This is a genomic window from Paenarthrobacter sp. NPDC090522, assembly GCF_044769225.1.
GTDB lineage: Bacteria > Actinomycetota > Actinomycetes > Actinomycetales > Micrococcaceae > Arthrobacter.
Window position 1 is genome coordinate 48,956 of sequence record NZ_JBIVXL010000016.1, and the last position, 22,434, is coordinate 71,389.

A 22,434-nucleotide genomic window follows, 5' to 3' on the forward strand; every position below is an offset into this window, starting at 1 on the left:
GTTACTCCCCCTTCGGGGTCAGCCGGAGCAACCGGCGCTGCAGCCAGGTGACCAAGGCGATCATGGCCATGAAGATGATCGACTGGGCGGCGGCGTAGCCGAACTCCGAGTTGGCGAAGGTGCTGTAGATGCGGGTGGAGAGGATGTCCAGGGAGCTCTTGGGCGGATTGCCCGCGATGCCCAGGATCAGGTCGAAAGCCTTGAACGACTGCACGGTGGTGTAGGCCACCACAATGGACGTTGCCGGGGCGACGAAGGGCCACGTGATGGACTTGAACTGCTGCCATTTGTTGGCGCCGTCCATTTCCGCTGCCTCATAGAGTTCACGCGGGATGGACTGCAGCCCTGCAATGTAGACCACCATCATTTGTCCGGCGTGGAACCACACCTGGGTGACGGCTACCCAGTACAGCGCCTGGTTGTTGTCGCCGAGGTAGGACCCCTGCAGGCCTTCCAGGCCCACGGCACCGAGGACCGAGTTGGCCAGGCCGAAGTTGGGATCGTAGATGAACTTCCAGATGAAGGCCACGGAGACAGAGGACAGGATGGTGGGGAAGAAGAACAAGGCGCGGAGGAGGATGCTGCCTCGTGAGTTCTTGGTGAGGAGCAGGCCGAGCAGGAGCGAGAAGGCAGTTTGGGCGATGACTACCAGCAACACGAACTTCAGGTTGTTGGTCAGCGCGTTGGTGAACAACGAGTCCTTGGTAAATGCCCGGATGAAGTTGTCCACGCCCACGTAGTTGAACGCTGCCGAGAAGCCGTTCCAGTCGGTGACGGCATACTGGAACGCCTGAAGGGTGGGCATCACCAGGAAGAACGCGATGACCGCGACGGCGGGGAGCGGGAACAGGTACAGCGCAGGATTCACACGGGTAGGTGACCGGCGCTTCTTCGTGGCAGCTTCCGTGCTGCTGTCCGGTGCCTTGCGCTTGGCAGCCATTCCGGTGTGGGTGCTCATAACCGTTCGTCCACAATCTTCTGGGCGGCTTCGGCCGCCTGTTCAGGGCTGGTACCGGAGATGACCGCCGTCGCGCTGGCTTCCACGGCGTTGCGGACGTCCAGGTTCAGGAACTGGAAGCGGGCGGCCAGCGCCGTCTTCTTGTCCAGCCACGGGCTCAAGCGTTTGAGATCAGCGTTCGTGTACTCGACGTCCTTGACGGACACGTGCTGGGCCGTCTGGTTGGCGTAGTACCCGGCGTTTTCGGGTTCGGACAGGAAATCGATCCAGGCTGCCGCGGCGGCCTGGTGCTTGCTGGCCGAATTGACGCCGAGGATGAACGTGGCGTTGTAGGCACCCTCATACTTGGCGTTGCCGTCCTTGGACGTATTCGGGAAAACGAGCTCGATGGGGAACTTTGCGCCCAGATTTCGGACGGCGGCGAGGTGGTAGGACCCCGTCGCCAGCATGGCGGCCTTGCCCTGGGAGAACAGGTTCTGTGCCGGTTCCACCGCGGTGCCTGTGGCGTTGGACTGCAGGAACGGTACCAGGTCCTTGTACTGGTTCAGCATGGCGATGAACCAGTCGTCAGTGCACTTGAGCTTGCCCTGTTCGATCTGGGAGCACATGTCGTCCACAGGGGCGTTGTTGGCGATCATGCAGTTGAACAACTGGCCACCGTTGCCTACATCGCCGCCTGGCCACGAGATGGGCGTGACGCCGGAGGACGCCAGCTTCTCGCACATGGCCAGGAAAGCGTCCCAGTCCTTGGGAGCAAGCTCAGCCCCGGCTTTGTCGAAGAGGTCCACGTTGGCCATCGGCATGGGGAAGACCACTTGGTACGGCAGGCCCAGTTGGCTGTCTCCGGACTGCCCGGCCGTGAGGAGGCCTTTCTGGTAATTCCCCACCGCCTTGCTGTTCTTCAGCTCGGTGTAGATTCCGGCCTCACCGAAATTCTTGAACTGTGCGCCGCGGAACGTCGCAAACGCGTCACCGATGGCCGCGCCCCGGACCTTCTGCAAACCCTGGGCGTTGTAGTCGTTGGACGTTGAAATATCCTGGGTGACCTCCGCCCCGCTGTTCTTCGCCACGAAGCGCTTGATGAGCTCGTCGAACACTGCTTTGTCTTCGCCACGCCAGTGGGCGAAGGACACCTTGCCGGTGATGTCACCGGTGGACGGAGCAACCGGACCGGAGGCTCCACCCGGGGCCGTGGAACCGCCAGGTCCTGCGCATGCCGCGGCGGTCGCACCGAGACCCAGGGCACCGAAAACGGCCATGGCCTGCCTGCGTGAAATCTGACTCACAATATTCTCCTCATTGAGTGTTTGCTGTGCCTGGTTGTTTGGATCATGGGCCGCCCCAGCGGCCTCCGGGACGGATCAGGCGGTGGTCCGTTGTGCGGAAACCACCTCGTCGACGACGGCGCAGAGCCGCTGCAGCCGACGGACGGCATCGGTGGACAGGGATTCCACGACGTCAGTGGAGCCGATGCAGGACGCCCAAACGGCCCGACCGGACAGGAACCCGCTGGCCCCTTCCATGCATGCCCACCGGACGGCGTCAGGGAAGACGTCCTCGGGGACGCCGGAGGAAAGGACCACCCAGGGGCCGTCGATGGCCTTGGTCAGTTCGGCGCATGCTGCGCGAACCTCGGCCTCGGGGGCTTGGCCCTTGTACGGAACCTCTGCCTTGTAAAGGTCGGCGCCCAGGCTGCCGAGTTCCTTGGCCGCGGCAAGGATGCCGGCGTTCCAGTCGAAATCGCCACCAGCCAGGGGCTTACGGGAGACGGGTTCGATGATGCTGATGAGCCCGGCGGACTTGCAGCTCTCTACGAACTCGCGGACCATTGCCACGCGGCCTTCGGCGGGTTCATCCGGGCGGTAGAGCACCAGGAGCTTGAGGGCCTTCGCGCCCAGCGCGGCGTACTTTGCGGGATCCACCAGTTTGTCGATGGTCACTTCCCCTACCAATTCGCCGTGGGCTGACTCAAAGTGGTCGGCTGAGGCGATGAGTCCGCAGCTGGGGTCAACCACGTTGGCTTCGATGGCTTGGTCCAGCGCGAACTGGCGATCAATGAGGACGCCGGACGCATACGGTGTGAGGATCCGGGCCGCCGCAAGCTTGAAGTCGCGGAGGTCCTTGTCGGTGACAGGCTGGTCAGTGTGCTCCGCGAACATGTTTCGCATGGCTTCGCGCTGGTCCACTGCCAGCATGGCGAATGCACCGGACGGGCGCTGGAGAGGGGAAAGATCGGTGGTGCTCATGGGCTGCTTCTTTCAGCTAGACAGTGGGATTGCTGGTCAAAACGGGGGTGATGGCCTGGCGGGGAATCATGGAGCGACCGTCCAGGCCCGCGCAGGACGCCGTGGCCGTGCGGCCGGCGAAGGCTGCTGCTTCTGCCAGCGGGAGTCCGGCCGCGACGGCAGCGAGGATGGCGCCGTGGTAGACATCGCCGGCACCGAGCGTGGAGACGATCTCCGCGGGTGTTGCCGGTACGTGGAAAGGAACGCCGTCCCGTTCCAGTCCCCAGGCTCCCGCGGACCCTGCCGTCGCCACGACGGCGGACGCACCGCCGTCGACGGCTTTTTGCACCAGGGCCTCCGGGGACAGGTGGTCACCGAACTCGGCCCGCAGGCGTTCGATCGTGGGCACATACAGCGCCACGCCATCCGGCCTGAAGGCAGGGATGGGGTTTCCCGCATCCACGCTGATCCGCAGGCCCTCCAGATCAGCGATGGCGTTCCAGCCCAAGTGGTCCACATGGACCCAAGCGGCACTTCGCGCCAACTCGTGGAAGCGACTGCCCGCCGGGAACTCGACCGGAGGTACGGGCCGGGTCACGATTGCCCGGCTTTCGGTGGATCGGCTGACCACGATCACGCTGGCGCCCGTCTGGACCTTGGGGTCACGGATGACGGCTGAGGTGTCCACGCCCTCAGCTTCGAGGCCGCTGATGATCCGGTCGCCTTCCTCGTCTTCACCTACGACGCCGGCAAAGGCCGCCTTTGCGCCGGCACGGGCTGCCGCGACTGCCGCTGTCGCGGCCGGGCCGCCGCCCGCCGTCGCAAAATCTGTGGCCACAGTGCGGCTGTCGGCAGCGGGGTATTCCTGCACCAGTGCGATGGAGTCCAAAGTGGCACACCCGACGAAGAGCAGGGTTCCGGATGACGGTTGGGGCACGATCCACCTCGTTGTAGTTGGGCTGGTTTGAAAAAATATACACACGCTATGTGTGAAAAACAACACATTCTGTATAATGATGTTTGGGATGCAACGTCGATCCCCCACTCAACGCAGAGAAACGGAGCAGCTCATGGCATTGCCCTCTGAGGAAACAGCCCAGACCATTCGCTACGGACTCATCGGCGCCGGCCACATGGCCCGCGAACATGTGCGAAACCTTGCTTTGATCCCAGGAAGCCGCATCACCGCGGTCTCCGATCCCACGCCCTCCTCCCTCGAAGAGACGTCACGCGAAATTGGCTACGACGTGAAGACGTTCTCCTCGCACCAGGACCTGCTGGCATCGGGGCTGGTGGATGCCCTTGTGATCGCGAGTCCGAACGACACGCACTTGGGAATCCTGAAGGACATCTTCGCCAGCGGCACCAACCTGCCGGTCCTGGTGGAGAAGCCGGTGTGCACCAGTGCGGAGCAGGCTGACGAGCTGGAAGTGCTGGCCGCCTCGTACCCGGCCCCGGTGTGGGTTGCCATGGAGTACCGCTACATGCCGCCCGTGCAGGAGATCATCCAGGCCGCACACGGTGGCAAGCTCGGCACCATCCACATGCTCTCGATCGTCGAACACCGCTTCCCGTTCCTGCACAAGGTGGACGCTTGGAACCGGTTCGCCGAGCGCACCGGCGGCACCTTGGTGGAAAAGTGCTGCCACTTCTTCGACCTCATGCGCCTGATCCTGCAGGACGAACCCACCCGCGTCTACGCCAGCGGCGGGCACGACGTGAACCACCTCGACGAGGTCTATGACGGGCGAATCTCCGACATGGTGGACAACGCCTACGTGATCGTCGATTTCAAGGGCGGAAGCCGGGCCATGCTGGAACTGTCCATGTTTGCCGAGGGGTCCAAGTTCCAGGAGCGAATCTCGATTGTGGGCGACGCAGCCAAAATCGAGACTCTCATCCCTGTGGCCGCCAACCACTGGATCGAAGGCGACGAAACTGAAGCCACCGTCGAGTTCAGTCCGCGCTCGCCGCTGGGTCCGGAAAAGCACGACGTTCCGGTGGACGAGGCAGTCCTTGCCGCAGGGGCGCACCACGGTTCCACCTACTACGAGCACCTCGGCTACCGGAAGGCCATACTGGGTGAGGGGCCGGTGGATGTGACGGTGGCGGACGGCCTTCAATCCGTCAGGATGGGCCTTGCAGCCGAGCGGTCCATTGTGGAAGGACGCGCCATTGAACTCCAGGCACCGATGGTTGGCGCCCGGAAGTAAGTAGGATTGTGTTGGAATTGCAACACTTTGCGACACCCTGGAACGTCCAAGGACATGAGAGGAAAGGGGAGGCCATGAGCATCGCACGGGAAGAGGCGCCGCTGACGCCGCGTCAGCGCACCATTCTGGACGAGCTCGGCCGACGGGGATTCCTTTCCACGGCGGATTTGGCCGGGACGTTCGACGTCTCGGACATGACAGTCCGCCGCGACACCCGGGCGCTGTCCAAGCTGGGACTGGTCAAGGTGGTGCACGGCGGGGTAAGCGCGGTCGAAGGACACGGACAAAACGCTGACTTCGCGGCGCGGGCCCGCGAGGATGCCGACGCCAAGCAGCGTGTTGCCAAGGCCTGCGTGGACATGGTGGCCGAACGTGACGCAATCATCCTTGACGCAGGAACCACCACCTACCAGATCGCACAGGAACTGCCGGCGTCCTTCATGGGCACGATCATCACCCATTCGGCACCGGCCATACAGCGGTGCCTGCAACTGACGTCCGCGCGGACCATTTGCCTGGGTGGCGAACTGCTGCTGGACAGCCAGGCGTTCAACGGTCCCATGACCGTCAGTGCCGCCCAAGGCCTGCGTGCCAAGACCGCCTTCATCGGCGTCAGCGGGATCCATGATGAAGCGTTCTACATTGAACGTGATGTTGAACGGGCCACGAAGCTTGCGCTCATGGCATCGGCCGAGCAGGTGGTGGTGGTGGCCACGCACCAGAAAATGCTGCGGTATGCACTGGCCAAACTGGCCGTATTTGATGCGGTCGACGTCTTGGTGACGGACGCGCCGCCGCCACAGGAAATTGAGGCCGCGCTGAAAGCGGCCGACGTGAAACTGATCGTGGCGGCCTGACCGCACCGCAGCGGCCCTGACTGCTGGAGCCAAAGGCTCCTGTTACCCACTGACCGTCAGTTATCCACTGACCTTCAGTGTCAGAAATCAGACTAAACCTTGGTGGAATTCGATCATCGGGAGTGAAGTCAACAACAGGCCCCTTTTGGCGGCCCCAAAATCACTGAGGAGATGCACATGACGTGGCTGAACAGCGCCGCTCACGCACGTTGGCTCGAAGCAGAAACGGATCGGCTCATTAACTTTGCAGCCGGTTCAAAGGTTGCCACAGGATTCGGTTGGCTCGACAACTACGGCAAGGTGGACGCGGGCAAGCCGACCCACCTGTGGATCACTGCCCGCATGGTCCACAGTTTCGCAGTTGCAACCTTGATGGGACGGCCAGGTGCGGCAGCCCTGGTGGACCACGGCATTGCCGCGCTCAACGGAGTCTTCCGGGACAGTGAGCATGGCGGTTGGTACGCCGAAGTGGACGGGAACGGGCCCGTGAACGACGCAAAGTCCGGGTACCAGCATTCCTTCGTGCTCCTGGCGGCAGCCAGCGCGGTCGCGGCCCGCCGGCCAGGCGCGCAGGAGCTGCTCGAGGAAGCCTTGCACATAGCCGACTCCAAGTTCTGGGACCACGAAGCCAACATGTGCTTCGACTCCTGGAACCGCGACTTCACGGAAACCGAGGCCTACCGCGGTGGAAACGCCAGCATGCACTCCGTGGAGGCTTACCTCATTGTTGCCGACGTGACGGGCGAGAACCGCTGGATCGAACGTGCCCTGCACATCGCCGAAGTGCTCATTCATCAGTTCGCGCGCAACAACAACTACCGCGTCTTCGAGCACTTCGACCCGGAATGGAATCCGATTCCGGAGTACAACACAGACGACCGCGCAAGCCAGTTCCGGGCTTACGGCGGAACGCCTGGCCACTGGGTCGAATGGGCGCGCTTGCTCTTGCACCTCCGCGCCGGCCTCGAGGCCCGGGGCCTGGAGGTCCCGTCCTGGCTGACGGAGGACGCCCGGGGCCTGTTCGACGCCGCCATCCGCGATGCCTGGGAGCCGGACGGCCATCCCGGGTTCGTGTACTCCGTGGACTGGGAGGGCAAGCCCGTTGTCACGTCCCGCATCCGGTGGGTGCCGGTGGAGGCGATCGGCGGTGCTGCCGCGCTGTACATGGCCACCGGAGACGAGAGCTACGCGGACTGGTACGAGCGGATCTGGGACCACGCCCGCGACTGGTTCATCGACTACGAGCATGGCTCTTGGAAGCAGGAACTGGACGAGCAAGGCAACGTGGCCTCGACCGTGTGGTCGGGCAAGGCAGATGTCTACCACTTGTGGCACTGCCTCGTTGTTCCACGGCTCCCGCTGGCGCCCGGCCTGGCTCCGGCACTCGCGGCCGGGTTGCTGGACTCGCGCCTCCACTAAGCTGCTGCGTCAACCCCGGGCACTTGACATCAATACGGGGAAGGCGGACCGGGGGACCATTTTGACTTTCCCCTGCCATGGGACGACCTGCGCGGCAGGGCCGGGGTGCCAGGACTTGCCTGTCGCCCCGGCTGGGTGGGCTCCGGCTGGGTGGCGCCCTTATATTCTGTCTGTGGGCCCGTGACAGAAACCGAGGCTCCAACGAACCGAATGGAGCGCCCACGGTGTTGTTTGACGCATTGGAGCGGCAGATCGTGGCCGCCCTCCAGATCGACCCGCGATGCCCGTGGCGCAAGATGGCTGCGGTGTTGGGGGAAGCCGAGCGAACAGTTGCGCGCCGGGGCTCCCAACTCCTGGAGTCGGGAGCGGTTGCGGTGGTGGGCGTGCGGCCGAAGCCGGCAGCGGTGCTCTTCGAGATGCGGTGCATCCCTGGGACGGTGCGGACGGCTGCGAAAGCCCTGGCCCAGCGAAAAGACATCACGTTCGTCTACACCACAACGGGCACCGGTGATTGCGTGGCCGAGATCATGACGGACCCCGGGCACATGGCCGACGTGCTCTCGGACGAACTTCCGTCCACCATCGGCCTCAGGGATTCAACCAGCTACCCGGTCCTGCGATACTTCCGCACCATCCGGGGGTGGCGGCCGGAAATCCTCAGCGCGGACCGGGCCGAGGCACTGCGGTCACACCTCACCGTGGACTCGGGCATCCTGGAAGCCCAGAAGGAACTGAGCCGCCAGGACAACGAGATCGTGGAAGCCTTGTGCGCCGATGGCCGGATGAGCTTCGAGGCGCTGGGCCGTCGGGTGGGCGTCTCGGAAGCGACCGCCCGCCGACGCAGCGAATGGCTTCTGGCCAACAACCAGGTCCACTTGCGGGTGGTGATCGAACCGGCAGCTTTCGGCCTCGCCGTTGAAGCCTTGCTCTGGATCCGGGCCGCGCCACAGCACGTTGAGCAACTGGGCAAGAGCCTCGCCGAACTCCCCATGGTCCGCTACGCCGCGGCCATAGCAGGCGACTACCAGGTAATCGCCGATGTCACCGTGGGGGATATGTCCGCCCTTTACCGGTTCATCACTGCTTCGGAGTGGGCACAGTACGCATCCGGCGTAGATGTCTCCATCCTGCTCGACGCCCAGAAGCGGGGTGGCCGCTTTATGCGGGCACCGTCGTAAGGGCCGGCACGTCAGTAGCGATAACGGGCGCGACGGCGGCGTACCCCGTCTGCTGTTCGAAGGCCCGGCCCCAGCGCAGCAACTGCATGTCCGTGTAGTGGTTGCCGGCCAGCTGGAGGCCAATGGCCAAACCTGTCGAGCTGAAGCCTGCAGGCACGCTCAGCACCGGAAGGCCGGTTGCGGAAAGCACGCACGCCGAACGCATCCAGTCCAGATACGTTTCCGACGGTATTCCGGCAACAGAGCCCGGGTACCGCAGCGTCGCATCGAACGGCAGGACTTGGGCGCAGGGACTCGCGAAGAGGTCATAGCGGCTGAAGAATGACTGAACTCCTGCTTCAAGCCGTGTGCGTGCAGCTGCGGTTTCGATCAGGTCCCGGGCGGTCAGGGCGAGTCCCTTGTTCACGTTCCAGTGCACCTCGGGCTTGATCACGTCCCCGGCCCTTTCCAAGAGCGGCCCCAGCCCTGCGGCAAAGTCCATGGCCCGCGTGTTCCCGAACACCAAGTCTGCTTCGCTGAAGTCCGGTGTGGCTTCCTCCACGATCGCCCCCAGTTCCTCGAAAACCCTGAGCTGCCGTTCCAGGTGCTCCAGGATTTCGGGTTCCACCGGCACGCCAATGCCAAAGTCCCGCGACCAGCCGATCCGCACACCGCGCATGTCCGTTTCCAGCGATGCGCGGAACACTTCCGGATCCAGCCCTGCCGGGTGGGGGACACGCCGGTCGGGTCCGGCAGTGACGGACATGAACAACGCAATGTCCTCCACGGTCCGTGCCATCGGCCCCGTCCGTCCCAGCCATGCGTAGGCGTTGACGTCGGACGGCATGGGGATCACCGCCGTCGACGGCCTGAAACCCACCACGTTGCAAAAAGACGCCGGGATGCGGAGCGAGCCGCCCATGTCGCTGCCGTCACCGATGCTTTGGACGCGTGAAGCGACGACGGCGGCAACCCCGCCGCTGCTGCCGCCGGCGCTCAGGGTGGGCGCGTACGGATTGGTGGTGGTCCCGAAGAGGTCGTTGAAGGTGTGCGAGCCCGCGCCGAATTCCGGGACGTTTGACTTGCCTGTACTCACCACGCCGGCTGCCTTGAGCCGGGCAATGATGAGGTCGTCGGCGTCGGGCACATAGTCACGCAAGGCGAGGGAGCCTTGGGTGGTGCGCATCCCGGCAGTGTTGTTGGTGTCCTTGTGCGTCATGGGCAGGCCGTGCAGTGGCGGCAGTTCGACCCCGGCAGCTGTCAGCTGGTCGGCGTGGTGCGCCAGCGTCTGCGCGCCTTCGGGGTCCAGGGTCACCACGGCGTTGATCACCGGATTGACCTCCTCGATCCGGCCAAGATGAGCGGCCAAGGCCTCGCGGGCGGAGATTTTCTTCGTGCGGATTGCGGCGGTGAGTTCGACGGCGGACAGCTCGCCAATGGTCTCGGGCATGGTGCTCCTTTGCTGGATGGTCGCTGCCTGAAAGTGTGCCGAGTCACACTGAGCCAATGGAAGCCCCGCGTGTTGCAAGGGTCTCGTTTGACCGTATCAGCCAATTAGATGGCTGATTCCGTCAGCTATTGTGTGTGATCCGGCTCATAGCGGAAGGTGTTCCTAACCCGCTGGCCGATCTGGTCGGTGGGCCTGGATTTGCCCCCTCAGCAGGAAACAGCCGCTACAACGTGGTTCGGATGTGAATGCGCGGGGCCCGCAACCGGAGGTTTCCATGCACCAACCCCTGGCACTTCAACCGCTCGCATCCAACACATCAACGGACATCCTTGCCATCGCCAACAACCCCGTCCTGTGGATCTGCGTGGCCGGTGTCTTCGGCGTCATCATCATCCAGTCCGTCATCTTCATGAAGGCGGCACGTCGTGCAGCTCCCTCGGTGGAGATGAGTGCACAGGACATCAAAACGTCCTTCCGCTCCGGGGCCGTCTCCGCGATCGGACCCTCCTTGGCAGTCTCGCTCGTGGCCATTGCGCTGCTTGGCCTGTTCGGAGCCCCGGCAGTCTTGTCCCGGATCGGCCTGATCGGTTCAGCTGCCTACGACGTTTCTGCTGCCGGAATCGCCGCCGGTTCCATGGGAGCCAAGCTCGGTGATGCCAGCTACACCCAAAGCGTCTTCGCCGTGGCCTTCTTCGCCATGAGCATCGGCGGGGCCATGTGGATGCTCGCAACCCTCATCCTCACTCCGGTGCTCCGCAAGGGCGACGCCAAGATCCGCTCCGTGAACCCGGCAGCGATGGCGATTGTTCCCGCCGCGGCGCTGATCGGCGCGTTCTCCTGCCTCGGCCTCACCGAGCTTCCCAAGTCCGGGATCCACGTTCTGTCCTTCCTCGTCTCCGCCGCGGTCATGGGCCTTTGCCTGCTGCTCGCCAAGAAGCTCGGCAAGAGCTGGCTGCGGGAATGGGGCCTCGGCTTCTCCATCGTCATCGGCCTGGGTGCGGCGTTCCTCGCCGCCGGCGCCTGAACCCGCAAAGCACTGAGCACCTTTGAGTGAAGGGAACACCCTCATGACTTCCACAACTTCTGCCGCCATCACCCCCACCACCGGCACGGCCATGGCCGAGTTCAACCGGACCACCTCCCGCTGGGGCCAGATCACCATGATCGCCGGACTGCTGATCTCCGTGGCCGGACCGCTGTACCTCGTGTTCGCGAGTGGACTGGACATTGGACCCGCCCAACTCTGGATCGCCTTCGCCGCTGTGGCCGCAACCTTCGGGATCATCTGGATCGTCGAACCGCTGACCTACTTCCCGATCCTGGGCCCGGCTGCCATGTACCAGGCCTTCATGATCGGCAATATCTCCAACAAGCTCCTCCCTGCCGCCCTCATCGCGCAGACCAACATCGGCGCAAAGCCGGGCAGCAAGCGCGCCGAGCTTGCCGCCGTCGTGGCTATCTGTGGTGCCGCCGTGGTCCACCTGACGTCGCTCGCGATCTTCGTGGGACTGCTGGGCAGTTGGCTGATCAGCGTCATTCCGCCGTCGGTGCTGACGGTCACGCGGCTGTACGTCCTGCCGACTGTCCTGGGCGCAGTGCTCGTGCAGGCCATCGTTTCCATGAAGCAGCCCCGCACCACCGTCTTCGCGCTCCTGGTCTCCGCCGTCGTCGTGTTCGTGGTCCTGCCGCTGGTGCCGTCGCTCGCTATGGTGTCCACCGCCATCGCCGTGCTTGGCACCATCCTGCTGGCCTGGTTCTTCCGCGGAAAGCAGGTGGCGGCCGCCAAGCCCATCCACATCGAGTAGCCCGAGCTGTACGGCAAACCCACTGAACGTACCAGAAAGAAGAACACCATGACGCAAACCGCCACCGCCCTGGAACTCGACAGCGAACAGACCACCAAACTCCACGCCCTGTACCGCCGCCTCCACGCCCATCCCGAGCTCTCCATGCAGGAGCACGCCACCGCGCAACTCATCGAGGAACAACTCGACCGTTTGGGCGTGGAGCATTTCCGCTGCGGCGGCACCGGAGTGGTGGGTGTCCTGCGGAACGGGGAAGGACCGGTGGTCGCGTTCCGTGCCGATACCGACGGCCTGCCCATCGAGGAAGCCACCGGGCTGGAGTACGCCAGCACGGACAAAGGCATGCTGGACGGCGCAGAGGTTCCCGTGATGCACGGTTGCGGCCATGACACCCACGTGGCGAGCCTGCTGGGAGCCACTGAAATCCTCGTTGGAAACAGGGATGCGTGGTCCGGGACCCTGATACTGATTTTCCAGCCCGGTGAAGAGACCGCGGCAGGCGCCCTGGCCATGCTCGACGACGGGCTGTGGGACAAAGCTCCGCGGCCGGACGTGGTGTTCGGGCAGCACGTCATGCCCCGCCCGGTGGGTACGGTGTCCATCTCCAGCGGCCCGGTCGCGGCCATGGCGGATTCGCTCAGGGTTACTGTCCACGGCCAGCAATCCCACGGTTCGCAGCCGCAGGACTCGATCGATCCCATCGTCATGGCGGCGCATATGGTCACGCGGCTGCAGACCATCGTGTCCCGCGAGCTGGACCCGCGGAAGTCCGCCGTCGTAACCGTCGGGACATTCCACGCCGGACTTAAGGAAAACATCATCCCGGCTTCGGCGGAGTTCACGCTCAACATCCGCACCTTCGACGAGGACGTCCGTGGCCAGGTCCTCGCCGCTGTCCGCCGCATCATCGAGGCCGAAGCCGCCGCGTCTGGCGCTCCCACGCCGCAGATCGAGGAGCTGTACCGCTTCCCGCAGTGCTACAACGACCCCGACGCCGTTCCCTCCGTCCTTGAGGCACTGCGCGGTGCGCTCGGGGCTGAGTCAGTGGAGGTCACCCCGCCGATGATGGGGAGCGAGGACTTCGGCCACCTGGGGACCGCGATCGGTGTGCCGTCCGTGTTCTGGATGTTCGGCGGCACCCCGGCGTCCGCCTTTGAAGGCCCCGTGCCGGTACCCGTGAACCATTCGCCCTACTTCGCCCCCGAGCTGGAAGGCTCCCTGGCCGGCGGAGTCTCGGCCGCCGTCGCCGTCCTCCTGTCCCGCCTGGGCAACTGAGCTTGCTTCGGCAACTGACCTTCGAGGAAACATCGCATGACTTCAGTACTCACCGAAACAACACCTGTCCTCCGGGACACCGGCGGTCCACTCTCCGGCCGCCTTGTGGTGGACCTCAGCCGCGCACTCGCCGGCCCGCACGCCGCCATGATGATGGGCGACCTCGGTGCCCGGGTGATCAAGATCGAGAACCCTGGCACCGGAGACGATACCCGCGGGTGGGGGCCGCCGTTTGTGGGGCCCGAGGACGATCCGCAGGCCACTTATTTCCTGTCCTGCAACCGCAACAAGGAATCCCTCGCGCTGGACCTCAAGAGCGATGACGGCAGTGAGGTCCTCCGGCAGCTGCTGGAACGTGCCGACGTGGTGGTGGAAAACTTCCGTCCCGGAGTCCTGGAACGGCTCGGCTTCAGCACGGATGCCATGCACGCCATCAACCCCCGGCTGGTTATCCTGTCCATCACCGGTTTCGGCCATGACGGACCCGAATCCCACCGCAGCGGCTACGACCAGATCCTGCAGGGCGAAGCCGGGATCATGTCGCTTACCGGCTCCGGCCCCGACGATCCCCAACGCGTCGGGGTACCGATCGCCGATCTCCTGTCCGGCATGTACGGCGCCTACGGGGTGGTCGCTGCCCTGCTTGAACGCGAACGGACCGGGCAGGGACAAGTGGTGCGGACTTCCTTGCTGGCGTCCCTCGTCGGGGTGCACGCGTTCCAGGGGACCAAGGTCACCGTGGCGGGGGAGTCGCCCGAAGCGCAGGGCAACCATCACCCTTCGATCGCGCCGTACGGCCTCTTCCGCTGCCGCAACGGGAGCGTGCAGATCAGTGTCGGCAGCGAGAAGCTCTGGGGAGCTTTTACGTCCACCTTTGGCCTTAATCCGTCGGCTGAGGGCCTCGCCAGTAATGCGGACCGGGTGCGGAACCGCTCCAAGGTCATCGACGTCGTGGAAGCGGCCTTCGCGGTGTACGACGCCGAGCCGCTCCTCGCGAAGCTCGCCGACGCCGGCATTCCCGCGGGCAAGGTCCGGTCCCTGAAGGAAGTGTATGAGTGGCCCCAGGTGGCATCCCAGGGGTTGCTGGTGGACGTGGAACACCCGCTCCTGGGCTCGGTCACTTTGCCCGGCCCGCCGCTGCGCTTCTTCGACAACGCCTCCGGAGCCGAATCCACCCGCCGTGCCCACACGGCACCGCCGCTGCTCAACGAGCACGACACAAGCATTCGCGAGTGGCTGTCCACAGGGGAGGAGGACTGAATGACCGCCACGGCCACACGCCGCCGCCTCGGGGCGCGGGAACTGCTTGAGGAAACGCTCGACGCCGGTACTTTCGTTTCGTGGGACGCCCCGGCTCGTGGGGTGGTTGGCTCTGACTCTGCGTACGCCGCAGACCTGGTTGCCGCACGCGACAAGTCCGGCAGTGACGAATCGGTGCTCACCGGCGAGGGCCGGATACGGAACCACCGCGTCGCCGTCGTCGTCTCCGACTTCGCTTTCCTGGCCGGCTCCATCGGGCGGGATGCGGCACAAAGGCTCGTTGCTGCCGTCGAACGCGCAACCCAGCTCGACCTGCCGCTCGTGGCGATGCCCGCCTCCGGTGGCACCCGTATGCAGGAAGGAACCAGCGCGTTCCTTGCCATGGTGGAAATCGTGGCTGCAGTCCAGGCCCATCGGGACGCCGGGCTTCCTTACTTGGTCTATCTGAGGCACCCGACCACCGGGGGAGTCATGGCATCGTGGGGTTCCTTGGGGCACGTCACCGCTGCCGAGCCGGGTGCCCTGCTGGGGTTCCTGGGGCCCAGGGTCTATTCAGCGCTGCACGGCGAGGACTTCCCCAACGGGGTCCAGACCGCCGAGAACCTGTTCGACCACGGGCTCGTGGACGCGGTGGTTCCGCCCGAGGGGCTCCACGACTACTTCGGGCGGGTGCTGGAGCTGTTGCTGGCACCCGGCGGTGTGGGAGCTGTTGCTGGGACGTCCGCTGCCGGCGTTGGCGCGGCCGGGGCGAACGATCCCGCCGCGCAGGACCTCGCCAGGCCGCATCTCTCCGCGGCGCTGCCGGCAGCGTGGGACTCGGTGCAACGGTCGCGAAACCCGCTCCGGCCCTCTACCGCGGCCTTACTGCGGGAAGCAGCGGGAAACGTTGTGCTCCTGCGGGGCGCCGGAGACGGTGCCAAGGAGAACGGGATCCTGGTGGCCCTCGCAAGCTTCGGGGCCAAACCGTGCGTTGTGGTGGGGCACGATTCCGGGAGGTCCATGGGACCAGCTTCGTTGCGGGACGCCCGGCGGGGGATGCGGCTGGCGTCGGAACTCGGGCTTCCCCTGGTCACTGTCATCGACACTCCTGGTGCGGCGATGTCCAAGGAAGCAGAGGAAGGCGGGCTCGCCGCCGAGATTGCACGGTCCCTGTACGACCTCCTCGGACTGTCCACCCCCACCTTGTCCGTGCTCCTCGGGCAAGGGACCGGCGGGGGAGCCTTGGCCCTCCTGCCCGCCGACCGGACCATCGCCGCGCAACACGCGTGGCTCGCCCCCTTGCCACCCGAGGGTGCGTCGGCCATCGTCCACCGGACCACGTCGCAGGCCCCGGCGCTCGCAGAAAGCCAGGGCATCACGGCGGCTGCGCTCGCGGGCAGGGGAGTGGTGGACGTGGTAGTGGAAGAATGCCCCGATGCCGCTGCCGAGCCGGTGGAGTTCTGCCGACGCCTCGGTGACGTGATCGCCGTCGAACTCCAAGCGCTGGCCGCTTCGGGATCCGCGCGGCTGCAGGGCCGCCGTGCAAGGTATCGTGCCCTGGTCTCGTAGCCCCCACATAGCGGGAGTTGAGTCCCGCCGTCGGGCGTTTTCCGCTAGTGGCTGCCCGGGGTCTCGCCGTCTTCGAAGATCCTCGAGGCGGGGCCCACGATCAGTGCATCGGGTGTGCCCACCAGTTCCACGTCCTTGCCGGTGTAATCGAAGCGGTTGAGGACGTGACGCATTGCTTCGAGGCGTGCGCGCTTCTTGTCATTGCTCTTCACCACCGTCCACGGCGCCCAGTCCGTGTCCGTTTCGAGGAACATGGCTTCTTTCGCGGCAGTGTACGAACCCCACTTGTCCAGCGACGCCAAGTCCATGGGGGAGAGCTTCCACTGCCGGACTGGATCTACCTGCCTGATGGTGAACCGTGTCAGTTGCTCGGTGCGGGAGACAGAGAACCAAAACTTGACCACGTCAATGCCGTCGTCCACCAACAGCTTCTCGAAAATGGGTGCTTGGTGGAGGAAGTTCTCGTATTGCTCCTCGGTACAGAAGGACATCACGCGCTCCACGCCGGCCCGGTTGTACCAGGACCGGTCGAACATGACCATCTCGCCGGCCGCAGGCAGGTGCGAGACATAGCGCTGGAAGTACCACTGGGACTGTTCGCGCTCACTGGGCTTCTCCAAGGCGACTATCCGGGCACCACGGGGATTCAAGTGCTCGGTGAAACGCTTGATGGTGCCGCCCTTGCCTGCGGCGTCCCGGCCCTCGAAAACCATCACAACCCGGCGACCCGTGGACTTGACCCACTTCTGCAGCTTGAGGAGTTCGATCTGGAGCAGCCGCTTCTCCGACTCGTACGTTTCACGGTCCAGTCGGGCCGCATAGGGGTAGCCCTCGCGCCAGGTATCCACCAGCACGCCGTCGGGGCCGAGCAACACGGGATCATCGTCGTCATCGTCCAGGACCGAGAAGCCATGGAGGTTGGAGCCAAGAGCAGTCATGGCCAGAACGTAGCGCCGGGAAGTTAACGCACCGTGAATACAGGAAGTCACCGCGGCCGAACGCCCCCAAAGCGTCCGGCCACGGTGACCCATGCGTTGTCAGGCGCTTGTCACGTCCTGTACCTCGCCCACGAGTTCTTCGATGATGTCCTCGAGGAACAGCATGCCGGTGGTGGCACCTTCGGCATTGAAGACGCGGGCAACGTGGGCTCCGCTCCTGCGCATGGACGCCAGGGCATCTTCGAGTTCGCTGCCGACATAAACGGAAGCCAGCCGACGGATGCGTTTTTCCGGTACCGGACTGCTGAACTTCTCCGGCGTGGTCAGGTCCATGACGTCCTTGAGATGGAGGTAGCCGGAAGGCTGCCTGTCCGTGTCCGTCAGGATGTACCGGGAGTAGCCGTGCTCAGCAACAGTCCGCTGGATGTCCGCCGGCGATGACGTGGCCGGTAGAAGCACCATCTCGGCGATCGGAACCTCCACGTCGGCCACGGTCTTTGCCGTGAACTCGAAGGCGGCAGTCAGTGTTCCACTGGTATCGTTGAGCGTTCCTACCCGCGTGGATTGCTCCACGATGGTTGCCACTTCGTCCAAGGTGTAGGCGCTGGTCGCCTCGTCCTTGGGTTCCACGCGGAACAGCCGAAGGATGGAGTTAGCGATCCCGTTCAGCGTCCAGATCACAGGCTTGAACACCTTGGCCACCAAGACCAGGGGAGGCGCCAGGATCAGGGCGGCACGGGTCGGCACGGAGAACGAAATGTTCTTGGGGACCATTTCGCCCACCACCACGTGCAGGAAGGTCACCAGCAGGAGCGCGACGGCAAAAGCAATGATGCTGATTGCCTCGGCCGGCAAGGACGTGAGCCCCAAGGGAATTTCCAGCAGGTGGTGGATGGCCGGTTCGGACACATTGAGGATCACCAGCGAACATACCGTGATGCCCAACTGGCTCGTCGCCAGCATCAGGGTGGCGTGTTCCATGGCCCACAGTGTGGTCTTGGCGGCCTTGCTGCCGGCCTCGGCCTTGGGCTCGATCTGGGAACGCCGGGCGGAGATCACGGCAAACTCGGCGCCAACGAAGAACCCGTTCACCACCAGCAGGATCACCAGCCAGATGATTCCGGGAAGATACTCACTCATGGCCAAGCTCCTCGGAAATCTTGTCGATGATCTGGTCGTGGGTGCTGGTTGTGTCCGCATCGGGATCCGGTGTGAAGCGGATACGTCCCAGCTGGGGGCCGGCTACCCGTTCCACACGCAGCACGCCATCGGCGATGGCCACCTCGTCACCGAGCTCGGGAACGCGGTCCAGTTGGTCGGACATGAAGCCGGCCACAGTGTCGTACTCCTCGCCTTCGGGCACCACAATGCCGGTCCGGTCCAGCAACTCGTCCGGCCGCAGGGATGCGTCGAAGGTCACCGAACGGCCGCTGCGGACCACCCCGGCCCTGGCACGGTCGTGTTCGTCCTCGAGTTCGCCCACGATTTCCTCCACGAGGTCCTCAAGGGTGACAATCCCCGCCGTTCCGCCGTGTTCGTCGGAGACAATGGCCACTTGCAGGCCTTGCTTGCGCAGGAGGACCAGGAGTGCATCCACGTCCTTGGACTCCGGGACGTACAACGGCTCGGTCATGAGGGAAGTAGCGGTAACGGATCCACGTGCTTCCAGCGGCACCGCGAAGGCCTGCTTGACGTGGAGGACTCCCTGAACGTCGTCACGGTCGCGTCCGATCACCGGGAACCGCGAGAACCCGGTGGCCGAGGCCAGCTCCACGATCTCCGCGGCCGTGTGATCGGAATCCACGGCTACCATGCGGATACGGGGCGTCATCACGTCTCCGGCCGTATGCTCCGAAAAGCGCAGGGTCCGGTTCAGCAACTCGGCATGGTCGCGGTCCAGGACGCCTTCCAACGCTGAGCGCCGCACCAAGGAGGTCAGCTCCTCCGCGGATCTGGCACCCGAAAGTTCCTCCTTGGGCTCAATGCCGAAGGAACGGATGATGCGGTTGGCTGTGTTGTTGAAGAGCAGGATTGCCGGTTTGAACACCGTGGTGAAGAGGGCTTGGAACGGGACTACTACCTTGGCCGTGGCCAGCGGCAAGGCCAAGGCGAAGTTCTTGGGAACCAGTTCTCCGATCACCATGGAGAAGATGGTGGCCAGGAAGATACCTGCCACCGCACCGACACCGGGAATGAAGGCCTCGGGCAGCCCGGCCGATTGCAGCGGGCCGCGGAGCATGCTGCTGATGGCCGGTTCAAAGGTATAGCCGGTGAGCAGGGTGGTGAGGGTGATGCCGAGCTGTGCACCGGAGAGGTGCGTCGACGTGATTTTCAGGGCGTTGATGGTGGGCCCCAGCCGCTTTTCGCCGCGGGCTTGGCGGGCTTCGAGTTCAGTGCGGTCCAGATTGACCAGCGCAAACTCTGAGGCGACGAAGAATCCTGTGCCGACAGTGAGGACAAGGCCTATGCCGAGCATGATCCATTCATACATTCGGGCGCCCCTCTCCCGTGTGGACCGGCAATCCGGTCAGGGGGCAGAGGGGCCTGGGCATATGTGAAGGAGGGTCATCCATAGTGGGCCAAGTCTACGGGGTGGCCGGCCAAGTCCGGATATCTGTGCGCCGCAGGCTGAAACGGGAACCCACCGGGGGCTTCGGACGTTGACGAGCGGATGCCCCTAACGCGGAAACAGAGAACCCCCGGAGATCCGAAGATTTCCAGGGGTTCCCAACCGAGCTTCCTATCAGAATCGAACTGATGACCTTTTCATTACGAGTGAAACGCTCTACCGACTGAGCTAAGGAAGCACCGCGTCTTTCTACCGGTTTCCCGGCCGATCACGCAAGACATAACTGTAATAGAGGCACGGCGCCCGGGTCAAAACGACGGCGGTGGCGGCCGTTGCGGGGATGTTCACCCGGGCGTCGGGCCGGGTTCAAGCCGCCTTTCCCCTGCCGCCGGAAGCTGGGGAATCAACTGTTGCCGGGGCCGTCCGGCACGCAATACTCGCCGAGGGAGCCGCGCAATGACTGGGGACGCATTGACCAGGGATACCAACCACACGCCCAACAGGTTGCGGCTCGCGGTGATGGACATGGTGGGGACCACCATCACGGACGACGGCCGGACCGAGCGGGCCATGTCCCGGGCGTTGGCCGAACACGGAGTGGAGCCCGGCAGCACCCGCTTTGAGAGCATGCTCGGCTATGCGCGGGACACCATGGGCTTCTCCAAGCGAACAGTCTTCAGCCACCTTTTCGAGGACACGGTGGTTGCCGAAAGTGCCAACAAGACGTTCGAGCTGGTGTACGACGAATTGATCGACGACGGCGGCGTCCGTGCCATTCCGGGGGCGGAGGACGCCATCCATTGGATGCGCGAATCAGGAATGCATGTATGCCTCGCCACGGGCTTTGGCCGGCACACCCAGAACATGGTCCTGGAATCCCTGGGCTGGATGGGCTTGGCCGACCTCAGTCTGTGCCCGGCCGACGCCGGACGTGGCCGTCCCTACCCGGACATGATCCTGACCGCTGTGCTCGCCCTGGACCTGGACGACGTCCGGGAAGTGGCGGTGATTGGAGACACGAGCTCGGACATGTTGTCCGGGGTCCGCTCCGGAGCCTCACTTATGGCTGGCGTGCTGACCGGTTCACACTCGGAAGCGACCCTCCGGGCAGCCGGCGCCACCGAAGTGGTTGACTCCATCAAGCAGCTGCCACTGCTGCTGGAGAAACACGAGGCCCGGCACTTCTAGGGCCGGTCCAAAGCTAGCACTTCAGCCCGTCCTGCGGCTGCTTCCCGTCGATGAAGTAATCGTCAACTGCGTTGCTGACGCACGAGTTGGAGCGGCCGTAGGCGGTGTGCCCTTCGCCTTCCCACGTAATAAGGGAGGCGTTCCCGAGCTGTTTCCGGAGCGACTGGGCCCATGCCAGCGGGGTGGCGGGATCCCCGGTGGTGCCGATGACGACGATGGGCGCCGAGCCTGTGTAATCCACCGCTCCGGGAGTTCGCGTGGCCTTGTACGGCCAGTCCTTGCAGCTCACGCCGCCGTAGGCAAAGAATTCACCGAACGTGGGGGAGTCCTGCTTCAGGCGGACTTCCTCGGCCCGCATCCCGGCGGTGTCGGTGACCATGGGATAGTCCAGGCAGTTGATGGCCGTGAAGGCGAAGTTCGAGTTGGAGCTGTAGGTGCCGTTCTGCTCCCGGTCAGCGCCGAGATCGGCAATCCGCAGCATCTGGGAAACGTCGCCGGAGAAGGCGCTGGCCAGGGCCTGGGTCAGGGCAGGCCAGCTTTGGTCATCGTAGAGCGGCAGGATGAGCCCGTTGACGAATTCGTTGCCCGTCACGAGTCGCCCGTCCTTGGCTGTCTGGGGATTGTCGTCCACAGCCTGGATGAGGTCGCGGATCTCCTGGACACCGTTGTCCACGTTTCCGCTGAGCGGGCAGTCCTTTTGGTTCAGGCAGTCGGAAACATAGGAACGGATGGCCTTCTCGAAGGCTACGGCTTGCCCTGAGGTGAGGTCTTCGTTGCTGAGCGACGGATCCACGGCCCCGTCCAGCACCAGGCGTCCGACGTTGTCCGGGAAGAGGACTGCGTACGTGGAGCCGAGGAACGTTCCATAGGAGTAGCCGAGGTAGTTGAGCTTGGCATCGTTGACCACGGCGCGGAGGACATCGAGGTCCTTGGCGGCGCTGACGGTGTCGATGTGTTCCAGCACGGGGCCGGTCTGCTGCACGCACTGTTGGATCACGGACTTGTTGAAGGCCAGGGCAGCTGCAAGTCCCTCGTCCGTGTTCTCCTTGAAGACCTTTTCCCGTGCGGCATCCCGCTCAGCGTCCGAGGACATGCAGGTGACGGGAGCCGAGCGCTTGACGCCGCGGGGGTCGAAGCCCACCATGTCGTAGTTTGACCGCAGTTTCTGCGTGAAGTGCGTCTTTCCGCCGTCCCGGACGAAGTCAACGCCGGAACCGCCGGGTCCGCCGGGATTGACCAGGATGGTGCCCTTCTTGTTTCCGCTGCTGGAGAGCTTGATCGCCGAGAGTTCGATGTCCCCGCCGGAAGGGTTCCCGTAGTCGAGCGGGACCTTGACGGTGGCACACTGGAAGCCGCTCTCACAACCCTTCCACTCCACTTCCTGCGAGTAGTACTTTTCCAGTCCCTTCGGAGCCGACGCGGCGATGGAAGGATCAACCGTGCTCGTGGATGGCTTGGCGGTGGGAGTGGGCATGAACGGAAGCGAGCACGCACTGAGGACCAGCAATGAAACGAGCGTGAGGCAGAGCGCTGCGAGCCCCCGGCGGCGGCGTGCGGACTTCATGGATTCTC

19 protein-coding genes and 1 tRNA gene are annotated in these 22,434 nt (G+C 64.4%); 10 read left to right on the forward strand and 10 right to left on the reverse strand.

Annotated elements, in window-relative coordinates; translation table 11 throughout:
* Position 1: 1 nt before the first annotated feature.
* The 4 genes from ACIQT2_RS18585 to ACIQT2_RS18600 all read right to left on the reverse strand — a co-directional run bounded on the left by ACIQT2_RS18585 (position 2) and on the right by ACIQT2_RS18600 (position 4,120).
* Entirely contained in the window at positions 2-958 is a 957-nt protein-coding gene (locus ACIQT2_RS18585) for a carbohydrate ABC transporter permease (RefSeq protein ID WP_400335961.1), read from the reverse strand.
* Positions 955-2,244, reverse strand: coding sequence for an ABC transporter substrate-binding protein (locus ACIQT2_RS18590; RefSeq protein WP_402949373.1), 1,290 nt, complete (start codon positions 2,242-2,244; stop codon positions 955-957). The genes ACIQT2_RS18585 and ACIQT2_RS18590 overlap by 4 nt, the downstream gene beginning before the upstream one ends.
* Before the next feature lie 75 nt (positions 2,245-2,319).
* Positions 2,320-3,204, reverse strand: coding sequence for an aldolase (locus ACIQT2_RS18595; protein WP_402949375.1), 885 nt, complete (start codon positions 3,202-3,204; stop codon positions 2,320-2,322).
* Between the two features lie 16 nt (positions 3,205-3,220).
* Positions 3,221-4,120 (reverse strand): PfkB family carbohydrate kinase, encoded by a 900-nt coding sequence (locus ACIQT2_RS18600; protein ID WP_402949377.1) that lies wholly within the window; start codon positions 4,118-4,120, stop codon positions 3,221-3,223.
* Positions 4,121-4,253: 133 nt separating this feature from the next.
* On the opposite strand from ACIQT2_RS18600, the gene ACIQT2_RS18605 reads away from it, so the two are divergent.
* The 4 genes from ACIQT2_RS18605 (at position 4,254) to ACIQT2_RS18620 (ending at position 8,850) form a co-directional block, all read left to right on the forward strand.
* Entirely contained in the window at positions 4,254-5,396 is a 1,143-nt protein-coding gene (locus ACIQT2_RS18605) for a Gfo/Idh/MocA family protein (RefSeq protein ID WP_402949379.1), read from the forward strand.
* 74 nt (positions 5,397-5,470) lie between these two features.
* Positions 5,471-6,253: a DeoR/GlpR family DNA-binding transcription regulator gene (locus tag ACIQT2_RS18610; RefSeq protein ID WP_400335973.1), complete on the forward strand. Its 783-nt coding sequence runs from the start codon at positions 5,471-5,473 to the stop codon at positions 6,251-6,253.
* Between the two features lie 177 nt (positions 6,254-6,430).
* Positions 6,431-7,672 (forward strand): AGE family epimerase/isomerase, encoded by a 1,242-nt coding sequence (locus tag ACIQT2_RS18615; RefSeq protein ID WP_402949382.1) that lies wholly within the window; start codon positions 6,431-6,433, stop codon positions 7,670-7,672.
* 224 nt (positions 7,673-7,896) lie between these two features.
* The gene (locus ACIQT2_RS18620; protein ID WP_402949384.1) at positions 7,897-8,850 is read left to right on the forward strand and encodes an Lrp/AsnC family transcriptional regulator; all 954 of its coding nucleotides are present in this window, start codon (positions 7,897-7,899) and stop codon (positions 8,848-8,850) included.
* Here ACIQT2_RS18620 and ACIQT2_RS18625 read toward each other — a convergent pair.
* Positions 8,831-10,279, reverse strand: coding sequence for an amidase (locus ACIQT2_RS18625; RefSeq protein ID WP_402949386.1), 1,449 nt, complete (start codon positions 10,277-10,279; stop codon positions 8,831-8,833). The two genes, ACIQT2_RS18620 and ACIQT2_RS18625, sit on opposite strands and share 20 nt — an antisense overlap.
* 274 nt (positions 10,280-10,553) lie before the next feature.
* Between ACIQT2_RS18625 and ACIQT2_RS18630 the strand changes: the two genes are divergently transcribed.
* The 5 genes from ACIQT2_RS18630 to ACIQT2_RS18650 are packed head-to-tail and all read left to right on the forward strand — an operon-like array spanning position 10,554 to position 16,167.
* Positions 10,554-11,303, forward strand: coding sequence for a DUF5058 family protein (locus ACIQT2_RS18630; RefSeq protein WP_402949388.1), 750 nt, complete (start codon positions 10,554-10,556; stop codon positions 11,301-11,303).
* A gap of 43 nt (positions 11,304-11,346) precedes the next feature.
* A complete protein-coding gene (locus tag ACIQT2_RS18635; protein ID WP_400335987.1) occupies positions 11,347-12,084 on the forward strand; it encodes a hypothetical protein in 738 nt (245 codons plus the stop codon).
* A gap of 48 nt (positions 12,085-12,132) precedes the next feature.
* On the forward strand, positions 12,133-13,359 hold the full coding sequence (locus ACIQT2_RS18640; protein ID WP_402949390.1) for an amidohydrolase: 1,227 nt from the start codon (positions 12,133-12,135) through the stop codon (positions 13,357-13,359).
* A 36-nt stretch (positions 13,360-13,395) separates the two neighbouring features.
* Positions 13,396-14,619: a CaiB/BaiF CoA transferase family protein gene (locus tag ACIQT2_RS18645; protein WP_402949392.1), complete on the forward strand. Its 1,224-nt coding sequence runs from the start codon at positions 13,396-13,398 to the stop codon at positions 14,617-14,619.
* Entirely contained in the window at positions 14,620-16,167 is a 1,548-nt protein-coding gene (locus tag ACIQT2_RS18650; protein ID WP_402949394.1) for a carboxyl transferase domain-containing protein, read from the forward strand.
* Between the two features lie 44 nt (positions 16,168-16,211).
* On the opposite strand, the gene ppk2 is transcribed toward ACIQT2_RS18650, so the two are convergent.
* From ppk2 to ACIQT2_RS18670, 4 genes are all read right to left on the reverse strand, one after another.
* On the reverse strand, positions 16,212-17,105 hold the full coding sequence (ppk2, locus tag ACIQT2_RS18655) for a polyphosphate kinase 2 (protein ID WP_193594428.1): 894 nt from the start codon (positions 17,103-17,105) through the stop codon (positions 16,212-16,214).
* Between the two features lie 99 nt (positions 17,106-17,204).
* On the reverse strand, positions 17,205-18,245 hold the full coding sequence (locus ACIQT2_RS18660; protein ID WP_402949397.1) for a hemolysin family protein: 1,041 nt from the start codon (positions 18,243-18,245) through the stop codon (positions 17,205-17,207).
* Positions 18,238-19,596, reverse strand: a complete 1,359-nt coding sequence (locus ACIQT2_RS18665) for a hemolysin family protein (protein ID WP_402949400.1) — start codon at positions 19,594-19,596, stop codon at positions 18,238-18,240. The genes ACIQT2_RS18660 and ACIQT2_RS18665 overlap by 8 nt, the downstream gene beginning before the upstream one ends.
* A 243-nt stretch (positions 19,597-19,839) precedes the next feature.
* Positions 19,840-19,912 (reverse strand) — tRNA-Thr (locus tag ACIQT2_RS18670).
* Positions 19,913-20,130: 218 nt separating this feature from the next.
* On the opposite strand from ACIQT2_RS18670, the gene ACIQT2_RS18675 reads away from it, so the two are divergent.
* Positions 20,131-20,862: an HAD family hydrolase gene (locus ACIQT2_RS18675; protein WP_402949402.1), complete on the forward strand. Its 732-nt coding sequence runs from the start codon at positions 20,131-20,133 to the stop codon at positions 20,860-20,862.
* 13 nt (positions 20,863-20,875) lie between these two features.
* Here ACIQT2_RS18675 and ACIQT2_RS18680 read toward each other — a convergent pair whose 3' ends face one another.
* Positions 20,876-22,426: an alpha/beta hydrolase gene (locus ACIQT2_RS18680; RefSeq protein WP_402949405.1), complete on the reverse strand. Its 1,551-nt coding sequence runs from the start codon at positions 22,424-22,426 to the stop codon at positions 20,876-20,878.
* Positions 22,427-22,434 lie beyond the last annotated feature (8 nt).

Bases quoted from the DNA above. Each gene is read 5' to 3' on its own strand.
- ACIQT2_RS18615 (WP_402949382.1), top strand. From the start codon at position 6,431: ATGACGTGGCTGAACAGCGCCGCTCACGCACGTTGGCTCGAAGCAGAA.
- ACIQT2_RS18595 (WP_402949375.1), bottom strand. From the start codon at position 3,204: ATGAGCACCACCGATCTTTCCCCTCTCCAGCGCCCGTCCGGTGCATTC.
- ACIQT2_RS18680 (WP_402949405.1), bottom strand. From the start codon at position 22,426: ATGAAGTCCGCACGCCGCCGCCGGGGGCTCGCAGCGCTCTGCCTCACG.
- ACIQT2_RS18625 (WP_402949386.1), bottom strand. From the start codon at position 10,279: ATGCCCGAGACCATTGGCGAGCTGTCCGCCGTCGAACTCACCGCCGCA.
- ACIQT2_RS18650 (WP_402949394.1), top strand. From the start codon at position 14,620: ATGACCGCCACGGCCACACGCCGCCGCCTCGGGGCGCGGGAACTGCTT.
- ACIQT2_RS18630 (WP_402949388.1), top strand. From the start codon at position 10,554: ATGCACCAACCCCTGGCACTTCAACCGCTCGCATCCAACACATCAACG.
- ACIQT2_RS18635 (WP_400335987.1), top strand. From the start codon at position 11,347: ATGACTTCCACAACTTCTGCCGCCATCACCCCCACCACCGGCACGGCC.
- ACIQT2_RS18660 (WP_402949397.1), bottom strand. From the start codon at position 18,245: ATGAGTGAGTATCTTCCCGGAATCATCTGGCTGGTGATCCTGCTGGTG.
- ACIQT2_RS18610 (WP_400335973.1), top strand. From the start codon at position 5,471: ATGAGCATCGCACGGGAAGAGGCGCCGCTGACGCCGCGTCAGCGCACC.
- ACIQT2_RS18675 (WP_402949402.1), top strand. From the start codon at position 20,131: ATGACTGGGGACGCATTGACCAGGGATACCAACCACACGCCCAACAGG.
- ACIQT2_RS18645 (WP_402949392.1), top strand. From the start codon at position 13,396: ATGACTTCAGTACTCACCGAAACAACACCTGTCCTCCGGGACACCGGC.
- ACIQT2_RS18585 (WP_400335961.1), bottom strand. From the start codon at position 958: ATGAGCACCCACACCGGAATGGCTGCCAAGCGCAAGGCACCGGACAGC.
- ACIQT2_RS18665 (WP_402949400.1), bottom strand. From the start codon at position 19,596: ATGTATGAATGGATCATGCTCGGCATAGGCCTTGTCCTCACTGTCGGC.
- ppk2 (WP_193594428.1), bottom strand. From the start codon at position 17,105: ATGACTGCTCTTGGCTCCAACCTCCATGGCTTCTCGGTCCTGGACGAT.
- ACIQT2_RS18640 (WP_402949390.1), top strand. From the start codon at position 12,133: ATGACGCAAACCGCCACCGCCCTGGAACTCGACAGCGAACAGACCACC.
- ACIQT2_RS18605 (WP_402949379.1), top strand. From the start codon at position 4,254: ATGGCATTGCCCTCTGAGGAAACAGCCCAGACCATTCGCTACGGACTC.